The organism is Stenotrophomonas sp. AGC87, from assembly GCF_057333975.1.
On sequence record NZ_JBHFHW010000042.1, the window covers coordinates 324,041 to 343,958 of the forward strand.

Annotated in this window: 23 protein-coding genes; all 23 read right to left on the reverse strand. The window is 67.1% G+C overall.

All coding sequences use genetic code 11. The features are described from left to right. Window positions 1–992 (reverse strand): MHYT domain-containing protein (locus ACE026_RS18715; RefSeq protein WP_486040335.1); only part of this gene is annotated, 992 nt, incomplete at its 3' end. 205 nt (window positions 993–1,197) lie between these two features. Continuing rightward, window positions 1,198–1,989, reverse strand: a complete 792-nt coding sequence (gene fliR, locus ACE026_RS18720) for a flagellar biosynthetic protein FliR (RefSeq protein WP_486040336.1) — start codon at window positions 1,987–1,989, stop codon at window positions 1,198–1,200. 10 nt (window positions 1,990–1,999) lie between these two features. After that, window positions 2,000–2,269 carry a flagellar biosynthetic protein FliQ gene (locus ACE026_RS18725; protein WP_019184809.1) on the reverse strand — a complete coding sequence of 90 codons (270 nt, stop codon included), beginning with the start codon at window positions 2,267–2,269 and terminating at the stop codon, window positions 2,000–2,002. Between the two features lie 39 nt (window positions 2,270–2,308). Next, a complete protein-coding gene (gene fliP, locus ACE026_RS18730) occupies window positions 2,309–3,091 on the reverse strand; it encodes a flagellar type III secretion system pore protein FliP (protein ID WP_486040337.1) in 783 nt (260 codons plus the stop codon). A gap of 2 nt (window positions 3,092–3,093) precedes the next feature. Continuing rightward, window positions 3,094–3,495 (reverse strand): flagellar biosynthetic protein FliO, encoded by a 402-nt coding sequence (gene fliO / locus ACE026_RS18735; protein WP_486040338.1) that lies wholly within the window; start codon window positions 3,493–3,495, stop codon window positions 3,094–3,096. Continuing rightward, a complete protein-coding gene (gene fliN / locus ACE026_RS18740; RefSeq protein WP_486040339.1) occupies window positions 3,492–3,830 on the reverse strand; it encodes a flagellar motor switch protein FliN in 339 nt (112 codons plus the stop codon). The genes fliO and fliN overlap by 4 nt, the downstream gene beginning before the upstream one ends. Next, complete coding sequence (gene fliM, locus ACE026_RS18745) at window positions 3,827–4,834, reverse strand: flagellar motor switch protein FliM (protein WP_088435054.1); 1,008 nt, start codon at window positions 4,832–4,834, stop codon at window positions 3,827–3,829. The genes fliN and fliM overlap by 4 nt, the downstream gene beginning before the upstream one ends. Before the next feature lie 8 nt (window positions 4,835–4,842). Continuing rightward, window positions 4,843–5,361 (reverse strand): flagellar basal body-associated FliL family protein, encoded by a 519-nt coding sequence (locus ACE026_RS18750; RefSeq protein ID WP_121036740.1) that lies wholly within the window; start codon window positions 5,359–5,361, stop codon window positions 4,843–4,845. A 117-nt stretch (window positions 5,362–5,478) separates the two neighbouring features. After that, window positions 5,479–6,636, reverse strand: coding sequence for a flagellar hook-length control protein FliK (locus ACE026_RS18755; protein WP_486040418.1), 1,158 nt, complete (start codon window positions 6,634–6,636; stop codon window positions 5,479–5,481). Further along, complete coding sequence (gene fliJ, locus ACE026_RS18760) at window positions 6,636–7,094, reverse strand: flagellar export protein FliJ (RefSeq protein WP_070471607.1); 459 nt, start codon at window positions 7,092–7,094, stop codon at window positions 6,636–6,638. The genes ACE026_RS18755 and fliJ overlap by 1 nt, the downstream gene beginning before the upstream one ends. A 3-nt stretch (window positions 7,095–7,097) precedes the next feature. Continuing rightward, entirely contained in the window at window positions 7,098–8,477 is a 1,380-nt protein-coding gene (locus ACE026_RS18765; protein ID WP_486040340.1) for a FliI/YscN family ATPase, read from the reverse strand. Beyond that, window positions 8,474–9,109 (reverse strand): FliH/SctL family protein, encoded by a 636-nt coding sequence (locus tag ACE026_RS18770; RefSeq protein ID WP_486040341.1) that lies wholly within the window; start codon window positions 9,107–9,109, stop codon window positions 8,474–8,476. Before ACE026_RS18770 ends, ACE026_RS18765 begins: the two co-directional genes overlap by 4 nt. Further along, window positions 9,106–10,092 (reverse strand): flagellar motor switch protein FliG, encoded by a 987-nt coding sequence (fliG, locus tag ACE026_RS18775; RefSeq protein WP_486040420.1) that lies wholly within the window; start codon window positions 10,090–10,092, stop codon window positions 9,106–9,108. The genes ACE026_RS18770 and fliG overlap by 4 nt, the downstream gene beginning before the upstream one ends. 13 nt (window positions 10,093–10,105) lie before the next feature. Beyond that, window positions 10,106–11,746 (reverse strand): flagellar basal-body MS-ring/collar protein FliF, encoded by a 1,641-nt coding sequence (fliF, locus tag ACE026_RS18780; RefSeq protein ID WP_088435060.1) that lies wholly within the window; start codon window positions 11,744–11,746, stop codon window positions 10,106–10,108. A gap of 12 nt (window positions 11,747–11,758) precedes the next feature. Continuing rightward, a complete protein-coding gene (gene fliE / locus ACE026_RS18785) occupies window positions 11,759–12,121 on the reverse strand; it encodes a flagellar hook-basal body complex protein FliE (protein WP_121036746.1) in 363 nt (120 codons plus the stop codon). A 295-nt stretch (window positions 12,122–12,416) separates the two neighbouring features. Further along, window positions 12,417–13,913, reverse strand: a complete 1,497-nt coding sequence (locus ACE026_RS18790) for a sigma-54 dependent transcriptional regulator (RefSeq protein ID WP_486040343.1) — start codon at window positions 13,911–13,913, stop codon at window positions 12,417–12,419. Then, the gene (locus ACE026_RS18795) at window positions 13,910–14,287 is read right to left on the reverse strand and encodes a response regulator (protein WP_026070040.1); all 378 of its coding nucleotides are present in this window, start codon (window positions 14,285–14,287) and stop codon (window positions 13,910–13,912) included. Before ACE026_RS18795 ends, ACE026_RS18790 begins: the two co-directional genes overlap by 4 nt. Before the next feature lie 14 nt (window positions 14,288–14,301). Next, window positions 14,302–15,714, reverse strand: a complete 1,413-nt coding sequence (rpoN, locus tag ACE026_RS18800) for an RNA polymerase factor sigma-54 (RefSeq protein WP_486040345.1) — start codon at window positions 15,712–15,714, stop codon at window positions 14,302–14,304. Window positions 15,715–15,978: 264 nt separating this feature from the next. After that, window positions 15,979–16,611, reverse strand: coding sequence for a response regulator (locus ACE026_RS18805; protein ID WP_088435064.1), 633 nt, complete (start codon window positions 16,609–16,611; stop codon window positions 15,979–15,981). 87 nt (window positions 16,612–16,698) lie between these two features. Next, window positions 16,699–17,280: a PilZ domain-containing protein gene (locus ACE026_RS18810; protein WP_486040346.1), complete on the reverse strand. Its 582-nt coding sequence runs from the start codon at window positions 17,278–17,280 to the stop codon at window positions 16,699–16,701. Continuing rightward, complete coding sequence (locus tag ACE026_RS18815) at window positions 17,277–17,573, reverse strand: hypothetical protein (RefSeq protein ID WP_486040347.1); 297 nt, start codon at window positions 17,571–17,573, stop codon at window positions 17,277–17,279. Before ACE026_RS18815 ends, ACE026_RS18810 begins: the two co-directional genes overlap by 4 nt. Next, the gene (fliS, locus tag ACE026_RS18820; protein WP_121036752.1) at window positions 17,570–17,986 is read right to left on the reverse strand and encodes a flagellar export chaperone FliS; all 417 of its coding nucleotides are present in this window, start codon (window positions 17,984–17,986) and stop codon (window positions 17,570–17,572) included. The genes ACE026_RS18815 and fliS overlap by 4 nt, the downstream gene beginning before the upstream one ends. Before the next feature lie 128 nt (window positions 17,987–18,114). Continuing rightward, entirely contained in the window at window positions 18,115–19,497 is a 1,383-nt protein-coding gene (gene fliD, locus ACE026_RS18825) for a flagellar filament capping protein FliD (RefSeq protein WP_486040349.1), read from the reverse strand. Window positions 19,498–19,918 lie beyond the last annotated feature (421 nt).

A 19,918-nucleotide genomic window follows, 5' to 3' on the forward strand; every position in this document is an offset into this window, starting at 1 on the left:
CCCACGGCCACCAGCAGCGCATCGCCGGTCTGGTGGCCGTAGGCATCGTTGACCTGCTTGAAGCCGTCCAGATCCATGAACATCACCGCGAAGCGGCTGCCGCGCTGTTCGGCCTCGGCCAGGGCCTGCTCGATGCGCTGCTGCAGCAGCCGGCGGTTCGGCAGGCGGGTCAGGGGATCGTGCAGGGCCGCCTGGGTCAACTCGGCCTGCGCATCATCCAGCGAGCTGCTCAGGTCGGTATTGCGCAGCCGCAGCAGCTGCGCCTCCATGCGCTGGTCCAGCCAGGACACGATCAAGACCACCGCCAGGATCGCGATGGTCAGGGCCAGCACCACCAGTGCCAGCCATTGCGCCTGCAGGCCATCACCGCCCGCAGCACCGCAGATGCTGCCCGCCGGAAAGCGGGCGGCGGCCATGCCGGTGTAATGCATGCCCACGATCGCGGTGCCCAGCACCAGTGCCGGTGCGGCGCGGTCGCGCAGGCGGCGGTGCGTGCTGCGCAGACGGAAGGCAATGAACAGGGCCGTCCACGAGGCCGCCACTGCGATCAGCAGTGACAGCGCCACCCAGCCAGCGTGGTAGTCGATGCCGGGCTGCATGTGCAGCGCGGCCATGCCCAGGTACTGCATCGAGGCGATGCCACTGCCCATCAGCACGGCGCCAAGCGCCAGCCGCCCGTGCGGCAGGGTCGGCTGCGAGACCAGCCACAGCGCGAAGATGGAAGAGGCCATGGCGGCCAACAGCGAGACGGTGGTCAGGCCAAACGCATAGCCGAGCGGGATCGGCAACTGGAAGGCGAGCATGCCGATGAAGTGCATCGACCAGATGCCCAGCCCCATCGCGCAGCCGCCGCCGACCAACCACAACCAGGTGGTGCGGCGCGTGGTGGCGGTCGTCACCCGGCTGGACATATCCAGCGCGGTGAAGGAGGCCAGTACTGCGACAAGAAACGAAATCACCACCAACCACGGGGTATAGCTGCCGATCAGCATGGAAGACGCTCTCCCTGGTCAACATCTGAGCGATACGACAGGACGCCCGGCCATCACCGCAAAGACACGGTGAAGATTCTGTCATTGCGTTGCAAAGGCACTGCCGTCGAGCGCTCAAGACTACCGTCAGGCCCCCGGTGCTCCGCAAGTGGCGTGAGTGCCCCCAACCCATGGCGGCACGAGGTGTCCCGCCGCGTGTCCCGGGTCAGCGGCTGACACTGTCGGCGGCATCGAAGGCCGCATTGAACAGGCGTTGCACCGGCGGCCCCATCTCGCCGGCCAGCACGGTCAGCAGGAACAGGCCCAACAGCAGTGCGACCGGCAGGCCGAGCTGGATCGGGTTCAGCGCAGGCGCTGCACGGGCCAGCACGCCGAAGGCCAGGTTGATCGCCAGCATCGCCACGGTGAGCGGTAGTGCCAGCGTGAGCGCGCCACGGAACACCTGCAGCAGGAAGGTCGGGGCGATGCTCAGGAATGCCTGCGGATCGGGCAGCGAGGTGCCGATCGGCAAGGCCTTGTAGCTGTCCATCAACAGCGAGATCAGCGCCAGGTGGCCGTTGACGGTGAAGAACAGCAGGCCGAACAGCAGGTAGAACCACTGCCCGATCACGCCGGAACTGCCGCCGCGCAGTGGATCGCTCATCTGTGCGAAGGCCAGGCCGGTGCCCTGGGCGACCAGTTCGCCGGCCATCGCGCCGGCTTCGAAGACCAGGCGCAGCACGAAGCCGATCGAAACACCGATCGCCAGTTCGCGGGCAATGGTCAGCACTGTGGCCGCATCGAAGCCGGTCCATTCCGGCACCGGCGGCAGCATCGGCGACAGCGCGATCGCCAATGCGCCGGCGAGCAGCACGCGGATCCGGGACGGCACCGCACGCGTACCGATCAGCGGCATGGCCATCAGCATCGCGCCGATGCGCAGCATCGTCCACAGGATCGTGCCGATCATGCCGAAGGCCTGCAGGCCATCGGCGGCCATCTGGGTCGCGGAATCCACGGCGGCTGCCTCAGCCGATCAGATGGGGAATGCGCTGGAACAGCAGCGTGGTGTACTCGACCAGGTGGCCGATCAGCAGGCTGCCCAGGGCGAACAACACCACGGTCAACGCCGCAGCCTTGGCGACGAAGGCGATGGTGGGCTCGTTGAGCTGGGTCGCCGCCTGGACCACGCCAACCACCACGCCGACGATCAGCACGGTGAGCAGCAGCGGGCCGGCAACCCACAGCACGGTGATCAGGCCACCACGCAGTTCGGTCAGGGCAAGTTCGGGCGTCATGTCAGTCTCGGGTCCGTTTCGATCAACAGGGTGGGGCGGTCAGGCCGCATTGAAGCTGGCGGCCAACGTGCCCACCACCAGAACCCAGCCATCCACCAGCACGAACAACAGGATCTTGAACGGGGCGGAGACCAGCATCGGCGAGAGCATCATCATGCCCATCGACATCAGTACGCTGGCCACGACCAGATCGATGATCACGAAGGGAATGAAGATCAGGAAGCCGATTTCGAAGGCGGTCTTGAGCTCGCTGGTGACGAACGAGGCGACCAGGATCGGGAACGGGATGGCATCCGGACTGTCGTAGGTGCCGTGGCCGGCCATGCCGGCAAAGGTCATCAGATCGGTCTCGCGGATCTGCGCCAGCATGAAGGCGCGCAGCGGCTGGGTAGTCAGGGTCCAGGCAGTCTGGAAATCGATCTCGCCGTTGAGGTACGGCGCCATGCCGCTGCCCCACGCCTTCTGCCACACCGGCAGCATCACCATCGCGGTGAGGAACAGCGCCAGGCCGAGCAGCACCTGGTTGGACGGGGTCTGGCCGGTGCCCAGCGCCTGGCGCAGCAGGCCCAGCACGATGATGATGCGGGTGAACGCGGTCAGCACCAGCAGCATCGACGGGATCAGGGTGATCGCCGTCATCAGCAGCAACGTCTGCAGCGGCAGGCTGACCGGCTGCCCGCCGATCTTGCCGACATTCACATCCGGCAGCGCCGGCACACCCGGCACGCCGGGCGCGGCCCAGGCCAGGGCCGGCAGCGCGCACAGCAGAGCAGTCAGCAACAGCGGCAGGTAACGGGTCCAGGAAGTACGGGGGCCACGCATGGTCAGGATTCCTTGCGCAGCCGCTGTTGCAGCAGCTGCGCGAAATTCGGGAGGTGTTTGAAATCGGGACGGCGCGCCGGCGTCGGGGCCGGCAGGGGTTCGGGCAGCTGATGCAGCGTGTTGATGCCGCCGGCAGTGACGCCCAGCAGCAGCTGGGTGCCATTGACCTCGACCACCACCACGCGCTCTTTCGCGCCGACGGTCAGGCTGGCCACCACGCGCAGCCCTTCGGCCGGCCGGAAGCCGCTGCCGGGCATGCGCTTGAGCAACCAGCCCAGCCCGACGATCAACGCCAGCACGCCGAGCAGAGCCAGCACTGCACCGAACATGCTCGGTGCAGCGGCGGCATGCTGGCCGACCTTGACGGTCGAGGCGCCGGCCGCGATCAGCAGCCCGGCACTCAACGCAGTCTCCGGATCCGTTCGCTCGGGCTGACCACGTCGGTCAGGCGCACGCCGAAGCGGTCATTGATCACCACCACCTCGCCATGGGCGATCAGGGTGCCGTTGACGAACACATCCAGCGATTCGCCGGCACCGCGCTCCAGTTCCACCACCGAGCCCTGGTTGAGCTGCAGCAGATTGCGGATCGGCAGGCGGGCGCGGCCCACTTCCAGCGACAGCGTCACCGGCACATCCAGGATCACATCCAGGTTGAGCTCGTCGCCGACCGTGGTGTCATCGGACTGCAGCTGGGTGAACTGTGCCGGTGCCGGCACGTTGGATTCGATATCGTTCATTGCGGGTCTTCCTGCAGTACGGGAACGCGTGGGCGGATGCCCGGGGGATGGGTGGCGGTGATCTTCACCGCGTTGAAACCGTTGGCGACGCCGAACTCGCCGGTGAACACCGGTACGTTTTCCACGCACACCGGCACCTGCTTGGGCAGCTCGATCGGCAGCACATCGCCGATCTTCAGCTTGGTCAGGTCGCGCAGGCTCATGCGCTTGGTGGCCAGTACGCTGGAGAGCGTTACCTCGGCGATGTTGAGCTGCTCGCGCAGCATCACGCCCCAGCTGGCGTCGCGATCGTTGCGGTCGCTCTGGATGCCGGCATCGAGCAACTCGCGGATCGGCTCGAGCATCGAGTAGGGCAGGGTGACGTGGATGTCGCCGCCACCGCCGTCAAGCTCGACATGCAGGCGGCAGACCACCACATACTCGCGCGGCGTCACGATGTTGGCGAAGTGCGGATTGATCTCGGAGTTGATGTACTCCAGCTCCACATCCATCACCGGCGCCCAGGCTTCCTGCAGATCGGCGAAGGTCTGCTTGAGCAGCAGGTGGATCACGCGCATCTCGGTGGCGGTGAACTCGCGGCCTTCGATGCGGGTCGGGTAGCGCCCATCACCGCCGAAGAAGTTGTCCACGATCGCGAACACCAGCGTCGGCTCGAACACGATCAGCCCGGTCCCGCGCAGCGGCTTGAAGCGGATCAGGTTGAGGTTGGTCGGCACGTACAGCGAGTGCATGTAGTCGTTGAACTTGATCAGCTCGATGCCGCGCACGGAGAGCTCGGCCGAGCGACGGATCAGGTTGAACAGGCCGATGCGCCACAGGCGCGCGAAGCGCTCGTTGACCATTTCCAGGGTCGGCATGCGGCCGCGGATGATGCGGTCCTGACTGGCGAAATCGTACGAGCGCGCCTCGCCGGGCGTGGGCGCATCGATGTCGGTCTCGACCGCACCGGAGTCCACGCCATGCAGCAGGGCATCGATCTCGTCCTGGGAAAGCAGGTCATTCATGGTCGCCCTTACTGGGTCACGAAACTGGTGAACAGCAATTCGTCGGCACCGGGCTTGCCGGTCTCGGCCTTGAGCAGCTTCTGCACTTCAGCCAGTGAACTGGCCTGCAGGCGCTCTTTGCCGGCGCGGTCGGCGATGTCGCTCGGCTCGACCTGGGAGAACAGCATCAGCAGCTTGGCGCGGATGGCCGGCGCATGCAGCTTGATCGCCTCCATCGCGGCCGGGTCGCGGCTCATCAGCTGCACTTCGACCTGCAGGTAGCGCGGGCCGTCGAAGCTGCTGTTGAGGTTGACCACGAACGGCGGCTCAAGGCCGAAGTACTGGGCCGGGGCAGGCACCGCGGATTTGCTGGCGGCCGGCTTGGCGGCCTTGTCATCGTGCTTGGACTGGGTGAAGTACCAGACCCCGCCACCGGCGGCGCCAGCGGCGAGCACCGCGACCAGGGCGGTGACCAGGAGCGGACTGCGCGGCTTGGCGGTCTTGTCCTTGTCGGCGGATTTCTTGGTTTTATCGGCGGCTGCGGCCACGAGGGGAAGCTCCAGAGGATTGCTTCCTGCCTACATGCAAAGGGCGTGCCTGAATGCTCGAGAAGGCGTGCGTCGGGTTTCTGGCGGGGTGGTTGAGCCCGCGCAGCCGCTACGCGATCACGCGTAGGCGTCGACCAGGCCGCGCTGGCGGATCAACTGCGAGGGCGACAGCGTGGTGTCGGCCAGCGCCGGTTCTCCGTCGTCGCCGTTCATTCCGCCGCGGCCATCGCCACGCCCGCCATCGGGCGCGGTCTGCTGGTGGCCGACGTCGGCATTGCCAAGCTGGAAACCCTGCTCGCCAAGCAGGTCGCGCAGGCGCGGCAGGCTGCTTTCCAGTGCATGGCGCACGTCGGCGTGGGCGCTGGTGAAGGTCGCATGGACCTTGTCGCCGTCCAGCTGCAGGCGCACCTCGATCGGGCCGAGGTCGTTCGGGGTGATCTTAATGTGGGCGTGGCCGATCTTCTGGTCCGCCAGCCAACCGACGCGCGCGCCGACGGCATCGTCGAAATCCTCACCGCCCAGGTGCGGGGTGGCGGTCGGCGAGCCGGTGAACAGGCTCGCCACCGTCGGCTTGGCCTCGGTCATGCCCTGCAGCGCATGCAGCAGCGGGCTGGCGGGGGCATCGGGACCATCGTTGGTGGCTGCGTTCAAGGCGTCCGTGAAGGTCTTGAGCAGCGGGACATCGTCGGCCGGCGCGGCCTCGGTGGCCAAGGCGGGCAGGGCGATGGCGCCGGCGGTGGATGGCGCGGCAGCCAGCGCCGGCGTGGTGGCGTTGGCGTCCGGGGCTGTGGTGGCCAAAGCAGGCAGGGCCGCATTGGCGCCCGCGGCGGCGCCGGTCGCCACGGGTGTGACGGGCGCGGGCGCGGGCGCCGCTACCGGCAGGCCGTTCAATGCCAGCCCGGCCAGCCCCAGCGGCGGCCATGCGGCTTCAGTGTCGTCGGCCGGTTCGGCGGCCGGCTTCTCCGCCGTGGCCGGTGCTGTGGCAGCGGTATCGGTGGTGGCGACCTTGTCGTCTGCCTCCTTGGCGCCGGGCGTGGCGGGGCGCGTCGCTGCGTCCTTGTCCTGGCGGGCGGTGGCGGTCGTGGCGTTCTTGTTTGCGTCGCGGCTGCTGCCCGCTTTGCGCGGCGTGTCGTTGCCGGGCGCCTCGCTACCTGGCTTGAGCAGCGCGTCAAAGTCCCGACGGTCGTTGCCGCGGGTGCTGTCCGGGCGGGGGCTGGACGAGGTGCCGCCCGCATTCTGTGCGGACGCGGCACCGCCGAGCATGGCGGGGGGCATCACGGGCTGCCTCCGTTCTCGCCTTCTTCGCGCTGCGCCTGGCGCGAGCGGCGGGCGCCGAGGTCGTCCATCTCGCGCTGGTCGCGGCGGTCGGTGACCACCTTTTCCTGCGCGCGGTAGCTGGCGGCGAGCTGTTCCAGCACCTGCTTGTCACGGCTGGCCAGCAACAGGCGGGCGCGCTCGGCGTCCACTTTCTCGCGGTTGTTGTCCACGGTCTGGCGCTGCTGGGCGACCGCACTGTCCAGGCGATCCAGGAAGGCGCGGCGGTTCATCAGCTGGGCCGGGCTGGTGGCCGACATCTGGGCACCAGCGTATTCCTCGGCGTAGCGGCGCAGCTCATCCAGGCGCGACACATGCGTGTCGAGTGCACGCTGGCGCTCGGCCAGGTCGCGGGCGACCTCGTCTTCGTGGTCCTGGGCTCGTTTCAGCAAGGGGTCGAAGCGCTTGGATTGGATCATGGCTTAACTCTCTGGTTCCACCAGCCGCTTGAGGGCGGCCTGACTGTGCGGCAGGTCGGCGGCTTTGCCGACGTCCTGGCCGAGGAATTCAACAATGTCCGACCAGCGCTCCAGCGCCTCGTCGGTCGCCGGGTCGTTGCCGCGCTGATACGCACCGATCGCGATCAGGTCGCGGTTGGCCGAGTACGCCGAGACCAGCCGCTTGAGCTTGCGGATACGCAGGCGCCACGGTTCGTCGGCAATTTCCGTGACCACGCGGCTGACCGAGGATTCCACGTCGATGGCCGGGTACAGACCGCTGTCGGCGACGCGGCGCGAGAGCAGGATGTGGCCGTCAAGAATCGCGCGTGCGGCATCGGCGATCGGATCCTGCGGATCATCGCCCTCGGTCAGCACGGTGTAGAACGCGGTGATCGAGCCGCGGCCCTTGGCGCCATTGCCCGCGCGTTCAACCAGTGCGGGCAGCTTGGCGAATACGGACGGCGGATAGCCGCGGGTGGTCGGCGGCTCACCGACCGACAGGCCGATCTCGCGCTGGGCCTGGGCGAAGCGGGTCAGCGAGTCCATCAGCAACAGAACATTCAAGCCCTGGTCGCGGAACCACTCGGCGATCGCGGTCGCGCGGTAGGCACCGTGCAGGCGCGCCAGCGGCGGGCGGTCGGCCGGGCTGGCCACGACCACGGCACGGCGCAGGCCTTCTTCGCCCAGCGTGCTTTCCACGAAATCGCGGACTTCGCGACCACGTTCACCGATCAGGCCCACCACGATGACATCGGCGGCGGTGTAGCGGGTCATCATGCCCAGCAGGGTCGATTTACCGACACCGGAGCCGGCGAACAGGCCGACACGCTGGCCGCGGCCGATCGGCAGCAGCGCGTTGATCGCGCGCACGCCCACGTCCAGCGGCTGGGTGATCGGCTCACGCGCGAGCGGATTGATCGAGACGCCGGCCATGCCGACGGTGCCTTCGGCGCGGATCGGGCCCTTGCCATCCAGGGGCACGCCGTCGCTGTCGATCACGCGGCCGAGCAGGCCTTCGCCCACTTCCACGCCGCCGCGGCCGAGCGAGGGCACAACCCGCGCATTGGGCAGCAGGCCGTGCAGTTCGGCGCTGGGCATCAGGTAGGTACGTTCACCGGCGAAGCCGACCACTTCGGCATCGACCCAGCCACCGTCGGCCACTTCGACCTTGCAGCTGGCGCCCATCGGCGCCTCGCAGCCGACTGCTTCCAGCGTCAGGCCGACCGCGCGGCGTAGCACGCCTTCGCGGATCAGGCCGCGGCCGTGCGCGGTATCCGGGCGGATGTTGTCCAGCCGCGAGGCCAGCCGCAGGTTGCGCGCGGCGGTCCAATCGGCAGGTGGGGGCAAGGTCTCGGTGTTCATGGGGTGGTTCCGGCTTTGCGGATGACCGCATCCAGTGCGCCGCGCAGGCGTGCATCCAGCGTGCCGTCGATGCGCACGGCCTCGGCATGCACGCGCAGGTCGCCGCGGCTCAGGCTCAGATCCGGCGTCAGGCGCTGGTTCGGGGCCAGGTTGAGCACCGGCGCCAGCGCAGCGATGTCGTCCGGATGCAGGCGGACTTCCACATCGCGGCTCGCGCCACCGACGGCATCCACGGCCTCGTTGACCAGCTGCGCCAGCAGTTCCGGTTCGGCCTCGTAGGCACGCCCGACCAGGTTGCCGGCCACACGCACCGCCAGCTCGCCGAGTGCGGCGACCACTTCGTTCTCAAGCCGCACCAGTGGCCGGCTGAAGTTGTCCAGGATGCCTTCGATCTGCGCGATCAGCCGGCGCACTTCCGCTTGGCCCTGGGCCAGCCCTTCGGCGTGACCGTGATCGAAACCGTCTTTCTCGGCGCTGTCCTGGATCGCCTGGATTTCTTCCAGGGTCGGCAGCTGCAGCAGTGGTTCCGGCTCATGGTCCGGATCCGGTTCGGTGAGTTCGAACTGCTCTTCCGGCGGCGGCTCGGGCACCGCCAGCAGGTCCGGGGCAAGCCAGCGCACGGCGTTGTTCACAGCATGGCCTCCGCGTTGCCGCCAATGGTGACGGTGCCTTCATCGGCCATCCGCTTGACGATCGCCAGAATCTCGCGCTGCGCCACTTCCACATCGGACAGGCGCACCGGGCCGCGGGCTTCCATGTCTTCAAGCAGGATTTCAGCGGCACGCTGGGACATGTTGCGGGTGATCTTGTCGCGCACCTTGATGTCGGCGCCGCGCAGGGCCAGGCCGAGGCGCTCGCCGCTGACTTCGCGCAGCACCAGCTGCAGTTCGCGGTCGTCCAGGTCCACCAGATCGTCGAACACGAACATCAGGTCCTGGATGCGGCCGCTCAGCGGGGCATCGATACGAGCGATTTCACCGAGGATCGCCTGATCCTGGCCGCTGTCCATGAAGTTCAGGATGTTGGCCGCACACTGCACGCCGCCCACGTTGGACGACTTCAGGTTCTGGTTGCCGGCGAACTGGCGCTCCATGATCTCGTTGAGTTCATTGAGCGCGTTCGGCGGAATGCCATCCAGCGTGGCGATACGCAGCAGCACGTCCACGCGGGTGCGTTCGGGCAACAGCTTGAGCGCGTCGGCGGCCTGGTCGGTTTCCAGGTGGGCCATCACGATGGCGATGATCTGCGGGTGCTCGTTGCGCACCAGGTCAGCAACGGCACGCGGATCCATCCACTTCAGCGCGTCCAGGCCGGTGGTGTTGCGCCCCAGCAGGATGCGGTCGATCAGGCCGCCGGCTTTTTCGGTGCCCAGCGCCTGCACCAGCATGTTGCGGATGTAGTCGTCCGAGCCCACGCCCAGCGAGGTCTTGGAGCCCAGCTCGCTGCCGAACTGGTCCATGACCCGCTCGACCTGCTCGCGGGTGATGTCGGTCATGGTCGCCATGGCGATGCCGATCTTCTGGACTTCCTTGGGCTCCATGTGGCGCAGCACTTCGGCCGCGTCCAGTTCACCCAGCGAGAGCAGCAGGACGGCGGCGCGCTGAACGCCGGTCAGCGGGGGAGGTGCATCAATCATTGGCCACCCAGCCCTTGACCACCTGGGCCACGCGCTTGGAATCGGTCTTTACAGCTTCACGCGCCATGCGCAGTCGTTCCTCGTAAGAGTCCACCGGCAGCGCCAGCGGTTCATGTCCGGCCGCGTGCAGGCGCTCGCTGCCGATCGCCGGCAGCCCTTCGCCATCGTCGACCAGCTGCACATCGGCACTGTGGGGTTCCAGCTCGTCATCCTTGGGCTTGGTCTGGCCGGTGATCGAGCGCAGCGCCGGGCGCAGCACACCGAACACCAGGGCCAGCACCACGATGGCGCCAAGCAGCAGACGCAATGCGTCCTGCACCTGCGGCAGCTCCCACCACTTCGGCCCTTCGACCGGCGTGACTTCGCGCACGAACGGGGCATTCATCACCGAGACCGTGTCGCCACGCTCGGCATCGAAGCCGACCGCCTGCTTGACCAGCGCTTCGACGCGGGTCAGCTCGGCCGCCGAGAGGGCCTGGTCGGCCATCTTGCCGTTGGCACCGGCGCGCGGCACGTTGTCCACCAGTACCGCCACCGAGACGCGCTTGATGCGGCCGGCCGGCTGGCGGGTGTGCTGCAGGGTGCGGTCCAGCTCGTAATTGCGGGTCGCGTTCTTGGAGGTTTCCGTCGGCGCCTGCGCCGTGGCTGGCGCGGCGGCCGGGCCGGGCGGTGTATTGCTGGCAGCACCGGGCACACCCTGCGGGCCGGGCACGTTGCTGCTGTTTTCGCTCATCTGCTCGCTGCGCAGTTTCTGCGGCTCGCCGTTGTAGAGCTCGCGGGCTTCTTCGATCACCGAGAAGTCCATGTCCACGCTGACTTCCGGGTTGACCCGGCCGGGGCCGGTCATCGGTTCGAGCAGCTCGCGGATGCGTTGGTTGAACGAGGTTTCCTGGCGGCGCACCTGCTCGAACTGCGCAGCATTCATGGCCGCTTCGCTGTTCGGATCGGAGACGCTGAGCATGCGCCCGCTCTGGTCGACCACGGTGACGCGCTCGGGCGCCAGGTCGGGAATGCTGGCGGCGACCATGTGCACGATCGCATCGATCTGGCCGCGTTCGAGCTGCTGGCCACCGCGCAGTTCCAGCACCACCGAGGCGCTGGCCACGTCACGCTGGCGGGTGAAGGCGCTGGGCTTGGGAATGGCCAGATGCACGCGCGAATCGCGGACCGGGCGCAGCGTGTTGATGGTGCGCGAGAGCTCGGTTTCCAGCGAGTGCTGGTAGCGGGCGTTCTCCATGAACTGGCTGACGCCGAAGCCGGGGTCACGCTCCATCAGTTCAAAGCCCAGGCGGCCGCTGTCGGTCAGGCCGGAGCCGGCCAACTTCAGGCGGGCATCGTGCAGATTCTTTTCCGGCACGGTGATGCCGCCGGTGGCGGGATCCAGCTGGAAGGGAATCTGCGCCGCGCGCAGCAGGTCGGTGGCCTCGGCCGTGGCCTTCTGGTCCAGCCCGGTGTACAGCGGCACCATGCCCGGCTTCTGCGACCAGAAGAACACGAACAGCCCTGCCGCCACGGCCACGGCGATCATCGCCATCAGGCCGAGCCGACGGGTGATCTGCAGGCTTTGCAGCCGGTCGAACCACTGCCCAGCCTTTTCGGTGTTCAGCGATTCTTTGGAGAGCGACAGGGCCATGCGTTTCTATCCTTACAGCGGCATGTTCATCACGTCCTGGTAAGCCTGGACGAGACGGTTACGGACTTCCACGGTGGCGCGGAAGGCGATCTGGGACTGCTGCGAGGCGACCATGACCTTGGCCAGGTCCGCACCGGGTTCACCCAGTTCGAAGGACTTGGCCAGGGCGCCGGATTTCTGTTGCGCATCGTTGACGCCGGCGATGGCGCCCCGCAGGGTTTCGGTGAAGCTGGGGCCCTGGATCTCCTGGGGGGACACCAGGCCCTGGATGGCATTGCTGCGCGGCACCTCCGTCAGCGGGCTGACGGTGGGCTGGCCCATCTGGGTCTGGAAGGTGCGGATCTGAGAAAGGATCGAGGTGACGGAGTGCGACATCTGGAACGTTCCGAAGCAGGGGTGGGTTACACGGAAATACGTTGCAAGTGCCGTGCCGAAACGGATGAGTGGTTCAGTTTTGTAGTGGTGGCGCGGGTTTGCGTATTCAGCGGCGCCCGCGTGGGTTGCCTTGGTGCAAGTGCGGTGCGGTTGATTGACCCAGCGGCGGTTTGACGCGCTGGCGTGCCGGAGAGTCGACGCCGGAAAACCGGCGGATGGTGCGCGATACGTGCGAGCAGAACCACAAAAAAGCCCGGGACATGCCCGGGCGTCTGGTTTCCATGTGTTGATCCGCTCAGCCAGCCAGTTCGGTCTGGTCGCGTTCGATGCCGTACTTGCGCAGTTTTTCCACCAGGGTGGTGCGGCGCAGGCCGAGCAGCTGGGCGGCGTGGGCGACGACGCCCTGGGTGCGTTCCAGCGCTTCGTTGATCAGGTTCAACTCGATGTTGGCCATGTGGTTGCGCAGGTCCAGGCCGTCGTCGGGCAGGGCCGGGGCGCGGCTGACGGGGCCGATGCCATTGTCCAGGGCCGGGGTGCTCTGGGCGCCCGGGGTGTGGAAGGAGAAGCTGCGCAGGTCCAGGCGTTCGTCGGCCACGGCGGCTGGCGCCGCTACGGCCACCGGCGCGGCGGCGGCGAAGTCACCGCGGTAGCGGGCCGGCAGGTCCTGCACGCGTACGTTGCCACTGGGGTGCAGCACGGCGAGGCGCTCGACCAGGTTGGTCAGCTCGCGTACGTTGCCGGGCCACTCGTAGGCGGCCAGGGCCTGCAGTGCTTCGCCGGTGAAACGCACTTCGCCACGCCCGGTGCGGGCCAGCTGGCCGGCGATGGTGATGACCAGTGCCGGCAGGTCTTCGCTGCGCTCGCGCAGGGCCGGCACATCGATCGGGAACACGTTGAGGCGATAGAACAGATCCTCGCGGAACTTGCCGTCGGCGATGCGCGTTTCGAGATCGCGGTGGGTCGCGGCGATCACGCGCACGTTGCAGCGGATGGTCTGGTTGCCACCGACGCGCTCGAAGCTGCGCTCCTGCAGCACGCGCAGCAGCTTGACCTGCATCGGCAGGCTCATGTCGCCGATTTCATCCAGCAGCAGGGTGCCGCCCTCGGCCATTTCGAAACGGCCCTTGCGGGCGCTAAGTGCGCCGGTGAAGGCGCCTTTTTCGTGACCGAACAATTCGCTTTCCAGCAGGTCGGCCGGAATGGCGCCGCAGTTGATTGCCACGAACGGGCCATCGCGGCGGGGCGAGCGCTGGTGGATCGAGCGCGAGACCACTTCCTTGCCGGTGCCCGATTCGCCCAGCACCAGCACGGTGGTGTCGAACGCGGCGACCTGCTCGATCATCCGGCGCAGCTGGGTGACGGCCGCGCCATCGCCGGTCGGGCCCTGGTCCTGCACGGCGCCGGCCTGGTGCTCGGCATCCAGGCGCTTGAGGCTGGCACGGCGCAGCAGGCCTTCCATCTGCGCGTGGCGCAGCGGCGCTTCCAATGGCCACACATTGGCCTCGTGCAGGCCGAACTGCTGGGCAAAGGCGGTGGTATCCCCGTCGATCAGCATCACCGGCGGGGGCAGGGCACCTTTGCCCAGCCAGGCGAACAGCGCATCGCTGCGCTCGGAATTGTCCAGCCCGCCGATGATCGCGGCCATCCAGTCGTTCGGGCGGTGGCGGGTGATGTCGAAATCGTTGGCATCGGCCACCCAGCGCGGGTTGAAGTCCATGAACTCCAGCAGGGCGACGGTGCGCTCGGCGCGGACGGCGTCGTTGTCCAGTACCAGGATGCGTGATTCGCTCATGATCCGTTCCCTTTGAGGCCTTCCAGGATCGGCATCACTTCCTGGATGTAGGACAGCTTGCTGACGAAGTTGTCGGCCCCGGCGCGCAGGGCATGCTCGCGGTGTTCGGCGTCATCGAAGTGGCTGGCGATGACGATGTACGGCGCATCATCCTGCGATTTGATCAGGCGGGTCGCCTGCAGGCCGCCCATCTCCGGCATGGCCAGATCCATCAGCACCACCTTCGGGCGCAGCGACTCGGAGCGTTCGATCGCTTCCAGGCCATTGGCGGCGCTGCCGATCACATCGAGCCAATCGACCTTGCGGAAGTGGCGCATGGCGGCGTTGATGAAACCTTCGTGGTCGTCGACCAGCAGGACGGTGAGCTTGTTCATGTCTTCCATTTCCTTCAGCCCACCCGGGCCAGGAGGTGCGGGGTGCTGGCATGGCTGCGGCGGCGTTCGCGCGCCGGGGCGATGTCCAGTTGTTCGCGGTATTTTGCAACGGTACGGCGGGCGATGTTCACCCCTTGGCGCGAAAGCAGGCCGGCGATGGCTTCATCGGCCAGCGGGCGCGCGGCCGGTTCGGACTCGATCAGGCGGCGCACCATGGCCTTGACGGCCTGGCCGGAGACGCTGGCACCTTCCAGACGCACCGCGAAGAAGTGCTTCAGCTCCAGCGTGCCGCGCGGGGTCTGCAGGTACTTGCCGGTGGTGATGCGCGAGACGGTGGACTCGTGCATGCCGATCTCATCAGCCACTTCCTTCAGGGTGAGCGGCGCCATGGCTTCTTCGCCACGGGTCAGGAAGCCGGCCTGGCGTTCGATGATCACGCGCGCCGTACGCAGCAGAGTGTCGTAGCGCATCGACAGGCCGCGGGTCAGCCAGCGCGCTTCCTGCAGCATGTCGCGCAGCGGCTGGGCGGCTTCGCTGGTCTCAGCCAGGGCCTGTTCGTACTGCGGGTTGATGCTGAGGCGGCGGCTGGTGGCCGGGTTCAGCGCGACGCGCCACTGGCCATCGGCATGCCAGGCGACCACGTCCGGAATCACTACGCCGTTGCTGTCCGGCAGCAGGCTCTCGCCCGGGCGCGGCTGCAGCGACAGGATCAGCCGGACGGCTTCGTGGATGTCGGCCACTTCGGCATCCAGCTGCTGGGCCAGGGCCAGGTAATCATGTGCGGCCAGCGCGGTCAGGCCGTCGTCGAGCACACGCTGGGCCAGGTGGCGGGCCGGCACGCGGCCGGGCAGGGCGCGCAGCTGCACGCTCAGGCATTCGTACAGGTCCTGCGCGGCCAGGCCGATTGGATCGCCGTGCAGGATCTGCTGGCGGACCGCTTCCACTCCGGCAGCGTCCACATCGCAGCGCGCACTGGCGAGCAGGGTCAGCTGGGCAAGCGGGGCATCCAGATAGCCGGCGTCGTCGCAGTGCTCCAGCCAGAAACCGGCCACGGCCAGTTCGCCGTCATCCAGCTCCATCGCCAGGCGCTGCAGGGCACGCAGCTGCGGATCGGAGGATTCCCCGGCCGCCACGCGCTGCATGCGGTCATCGTCACCGTCCTGCCAACCGGCACCGGCCACATCCCACATGGTGCTTTCCGGCAGTTCGTCGAAGGCGGCCACGTCCTGGGCGGTGATGGCTTCGGCGGTGTCGGCGGCTACCGGCTCCGGCGCTTCTTCGATCTCGAGCAGCGGGTTGGTCTCCAGCGCGCGGCGGATTTCCAGCTCCAGCTGCATGCCGTCGAGCTGGAGCAGCCGGATCGACTGCAGCAGTTGCGGGGTGAGGTGAAGCTGCTGACCCATCTGGGTCGACATGGAGGCTTTCAAAGTGATGTCCCGTTCGCACCGACTCCCCGGTGCGTTATGGAACACATCTTGCTTCTCTTCCCGTGCGCCGGGAATCAGGGGGTTCCTGAGTCGGGTCGTCAAATCCCTGACAGCGTGTAGGGGACACCCCTACATCGGCGCGGTATTTTGACGGGTGTCCGGGCGCGAGGCCTTGTCGTTCCGTGCCAATCCGTCTGATCGGGCTTCAAAAATCCGTCGCCATGCGAGGCGGATAGGCTCTGCGTGCCGGAGAACCGGCGCCGATCACTCCAGCTCGTGCTGGTGACGGGCGGCGAGCAGCACCAGATCATTGGCGCGGCGGCAGCCCAGCGACTCCATCATGCGGGCGCGATGGGTCTCCACCGTCTTGACGCTGATGCCCAGGTCCGCGGCGATTTCCTTGTTGCTCTCGCCCTTGCCGATCTGGCGCAGGATCTCGCGCTGACGCGGCGAGAGGGCTGCCACGCCCACCGGCTTTTCCTTGCCCAGCATCGGGGCAAGCATCTTGGCCGAGATCTGCGGGCTCAGGAACACCTGGCCGGCATGCGCGGCGCGCAGCGCCAGCTCCAGCTCCTGCGGGGCGGCATCCTTCACCACGAAGCCGACCGCGCCACGGTCCAGCGCATCGCGCACGTGCACGGCATCGTCGTGCATGGTCATCATCACCACGCGCGAGCCGGGGGTACGCAGCAGGATATCGCTCAGGGCTTCCAGGCCGGTGCGGCCGGGCAGGGACAGGTCCATCAGGACCACGTCCGGGGAATGCTGGACGCTCAGTTGCAGCGCCTGTTCGGCGTTGCTGGCCTCGGCGATGACCTCGACGTCGGCAAAGCCCTGCAGCAGGCGGCTGAGGCCGGCACGGACCAGGGTGTGATCATCGACGATGAGAACGCGCACAGGCTGCTAGGGGAGCGGGGAGGCCGTCACCTTAACGGAGTGAAGGCCTACCGCCAAGCCGATTGGGTCACAGTCGGGAGCGTACGGTCACCGCAATCGCCGCGCTTCGGCGATCTGGCGGCGGTGCAGGCGGAACAGATGGCGCTCCAGGGCCATCTCCAGCGCATCGCTGAGCTCTTCAAAACGCAGCCACAGGTAATGCGCGCCGGCGCCATTGGCGGCTTCGGCCACGATCACCACCGGCAGGTCGATGTGGTCGGGCAGCCAGTCGCAGGGCTGCAGGCGGATCACGCCCATGCTGCCTGGTGCTGCGCCACTGCGCGCGCCCTGTTCCAGGCGGATGCCACGGCGCGACCAGCGCAGGGGGCGCAGCGGCAGGTCCTGGCTGCTTTGCCGCACCAGCCGGCCCAGCAGCACCATGACCAGATCCAGCTTGGCCTCCAGCCGCTGCACCTGCAGCGTGGCATCGCTGCGGTCGTCATGGCTGTCGTCGCCGCGGGCGTCTTCAACCAGCGCCACACTGCGCAGCAGGGTTTCGGCGGTACCGGGGCGGATCACCGCGCTGCCGATCCGGAACTCGGCCGGCAGCGCCAGTTCGCAGCTCAGCGTCTCATCGAACAGCTCGCTTTCGGCCGGGTGATGGATGGCGCTGGTGCGAATATCGGTCATGACAGGGATTCTGCGGTCAGGTACGCCTGCGCGGCGCGAAGGGACTGGTGGCCGTTGTGGATGTGCCGGCTGGCATCTTCGCGCTGCCGCATCATGAACAGCATGATGCGCTGCTGGCGGGCCTGCAGCGAGGAGAGGCCGGGAACATCGAAGTTGGCCGACGGGCCGGCCAGGTAGTCACGCTGGGCCGCGTCGAGCGCATCCAGCTGCAGACCCGCTTCGTCGAAGTTCTCGTCGTGCAGCGCGGTTTCCAGCGCATCCAGACGGGCGTTCAGCGCGCCAAGCGAGGTCACGGGGCGACCTGCGCGGTCTGGCGCTGCTGCTGTGGAATGGCATTCCAGGCCGCATCGATCTCGCCCAGCAGTTCAAGCGCTTCTGACAATGCGGCCGGATCGTTGTGCAGATTGGCCTCGGTCAACCGTTGCATCACGTAGTCATACAGCGAGGACAGGTTGCCGGCGATCTCGCCGCCGGCCTCATGGTCCAGCGAGCCGTTGAGGTGGCCGACGATTGCGCAGACCTCGCCGATCGCCTTGCCTTTGCGTGCCTGGTCGCCGCGTTCCATGCAGGCCAGGGCGAGCCGAAGGCGTTCGCAGGCACCGGCCAGCAGCAACGCCACCAGCTTGTGCGGGTCGGCATCGGTAACCGAACTCTGCACGCCGACCTTGCGGTACTGCTCGGTGAATTGACGGTTGGAACCGTACATCAATCATGTCTCCTTCATGCGGGGCCGCGAGGTTCGCGACATCGTCGGCACCGGGTGGAGCCTGCGGGGTGTCCTGCCAGTGATATCGGCCGCGGACCGGTTCAACTTGAGTCCGCGGCCTTGATCGATCAGCCGCTGAGCTGGGACAGCTGCGAGGTCAGGCTGCTCATGGTCTGGCTCATCTTGCTCATCAGGGCATCGAGCGCGAGGAACTGCTTCTTGTAGCGTTCCGACACGCCTTCCATGCGCACGTCCAGCGCCTTGCGGCGCTTGTCGATGTCGGTCAGCGTGTTGTTGATGCTCTTGGTGCGCGACACGAACGCGCCTTCCTTGCCGACGGTGGTGCTGACGTAGCCGTCCACCATCGCAAACAGCTTTGCTGCCGCACCGTCATCACCGGTGAAGGCCTCGCGCACGGCGCCGCCCTGATTGACCAGGGCCGCGTCGAACTTGGCGGTATCCAGCACCAGGCTGCCATCAGCGTTGGGATAGGCGCGGGTCTGCAGGCCGATCTTCTTGGGATCCAGGCCGGCGGCGGAGAGGTCTTTGAGGATGCCGCCCATCATGCTGCGCAGCTGGCTGGAGGCCCCGCGCATCTGCGCATCGCCGGTCAGCGAGGAGGGCTCTTTGTTCTCGATGTCGTACTTGGTCGCGGTGTTGATCGCCGCGATGGCGCCGTTGTACGCCGTGACGAAGTCCTGCATCACCTTGCGGGCCGCGGCGACGTCGGTGGTGATGGTGACGGTGCTTTCGCCTTCCTTCTTCAGGTTCAGGGTGAGGCCGGGCACCACGTCAGTGACGGTGTTTTCGCTGCTGGTGATTGCCACGCCGTCGATGGTCAGCTTGGCGTCTGCGGCCGGTGTCCGCTCCTGCAGGCTGGCAGCGAGGTCGGCCAGCTTGGTGTTGCCTGGTGCGGCAGTCAGCGTAATGGCGTTGGCGGCGCCCGACTTCTCCTGCGAGAGGGACAAAATCTGGTTATCGCCCGACGCGATGAGCGTGGCCTGGACGCCCGAGGCGCGGCCGGCTTTCTCGATCTTCGTGCGGATCGAGCTGAGCGTGTCGTCGGCTTCGACGTTGATGTCCAGCGTCTTCTGCTTATCGCCGACACCCACGGTCAGCGTCAGGGTTCCGGCGCCAAATGTGTCTGTTTTCGGTATTTCGGTGTTTGAGATCAGCTTGTGTGCGGTAGCCAGCTTTTCCACGTTGACAAGGTGGGTGCCCGCCGCCGCAGAATTCGTACCGCTGACCGTCAAGATCTCGTCGGTACCGGATTTGCTGGCCGTGAACGTACGTGCGTCGAACGCCGTATTGGCCTTCAGCGCCTTCAATGCCGTGTTCAGCGTGTCGAACGCGGATTTGACCGTGCCGATCGCCGAGAGCTGCATCTTGGCCTTGGACTGCTGCAGGTTCAGTGCGTTGTCCGCCGGCTTGCGATCGGCCGCCACCAGGCTGCTGACCATGCCGGAAATATCCAGTCCTGAACCGATGCCGCCGTAACCGAAGTCCGCCACGTTGTATCTCCTGTTTGTAGCCGCTGCCGTGAAGTCGCAGGGCGTTGCCATCAACGAAAGTAGCGGCCGTAGCCGCCGGGTCTTTAGAACCACGTTGATGCAGGAGTTGTGCCAGCCAGGGCAAGGGCGGGTTTGGCACGCCGGTTGCAGGAGCCCTGGGGCAGGGGCGGCGTTCCGCGCCTCTGATAGGTGGTCTGTAAAAAACCCTCCTCCAATGCAGAGGAGGGGTCAGGCTACTGAAAAGCGGGGGGAGACGAAGCCACCCGGGGTGTTCAGTCAAACAAACAGCGCTGATAACAGTTCTGCCGCAGGGGCGGGCCATGGCCACGACGATGTGGCGACCGGGAGAGAGTCCGGTCCATGGCCATGGCCCGTTCCTGCGCGTGCTTTGCGATGCCTCAGGTTGCCCGCGCCCCCCGCC

What these genes read in the sequence shown, in the direction of transcription:
- ACE026_RS18725 (WP_019184809.1), bottom strand. Translation starts at nt 2,269, where the DNA reads ATGACGCCCGAACTTGCCCTGACCGAACTGCGTGGTGGCCTGATCACC.
- fliP (WP_486040337.1), bottom strand. Translation starts at nt 3,091, where the DNA reads ATGCGTGGCCCCCGTACTTCCTGGACCCGTTACCTGCCGCTGTTGCTG.
- fliN (WP_486040339.1), bottom strand. Translation starts at nt 3,830, where the DNA reads ATGAACGATATCGAATCCAACGTGCCGGCACCGGCACAGTTCACCCAG.
- fliM (WP_088435054.1), bottom strand. Translation starts at nt 4,834, where the DNA reads ATGAATGACCTGCTTTCCCAGGACGAGATCGATGCCCTGCTGCATGGC.
- ACE026_RS18755 (WP_486040418.1), bottom strand. Translation starts at nt 6,636, where the DNA reads ATGCCCCCCGCCATGCTCGGCGGTGCCGCGTCCGCACAGAATGCGGGC.
- fliJ (WP_070471607.1), bottom strand. Translation starts at nt 7,094, where the DNA reads ATGATCCAATCCAAGCGCTTCGACCCCTTGCTGAAACGAGCCCAGGAC.
- ACE026_RS18765 (WP_486040340.1), bottom strand. Translation starts at nt 8,477, where the DNA reads ATGAACACCGAGACCTTGCCCCCACCTGCCGATTGGACCGCCGCGCGC.
- fliF (WP_088435060.1), bottom strand. Translation starts at nt 11,746, where the DNA reads ATGGCCCTGTCGCTCTCCAAAGAATCGCTGAACACCGAAAAGGCTGGG.
- fliE (WP_121036746.1), bottom strand. Translation starts at nt 12,121, where the DNA reads ATGTCGCACTCCGTCACCTCGATCCTTTCTCAGATCCGCACCTTCCAG.
- ACE026_RS18790 (WP_486040343.1), bottom strand. Translation starts at nt 13,913, where the DNA reads ATGAGCGAATCACGCATCCTGGTACTGGACAACGACGCCGTCCGCGCC.
- ACE026_RS18795 (WP_026070040.1), bottom strand. Translation starts at nt 14,287, where the DNA reads ATGAACAAGCTCACCGTCCTGCTGGTCGACGACCACGAAGGTTTCATC.
- ACE026_RS18810 (WP_486040346.1), bottom strand. Translation starts at nt 17,280, where the DNA reads ATGACCGATATTCGCACCAGCGCCATCCATCACCCGGCCGAAAGCGAG.
- fliS (WP_121036752.1), bottom strand. Translation starts at nt 17,986, where the DNA reads ATGTACGGTTCCAACCGTCAATTCACCGAGCAGTACCGCAAGGTCGGC.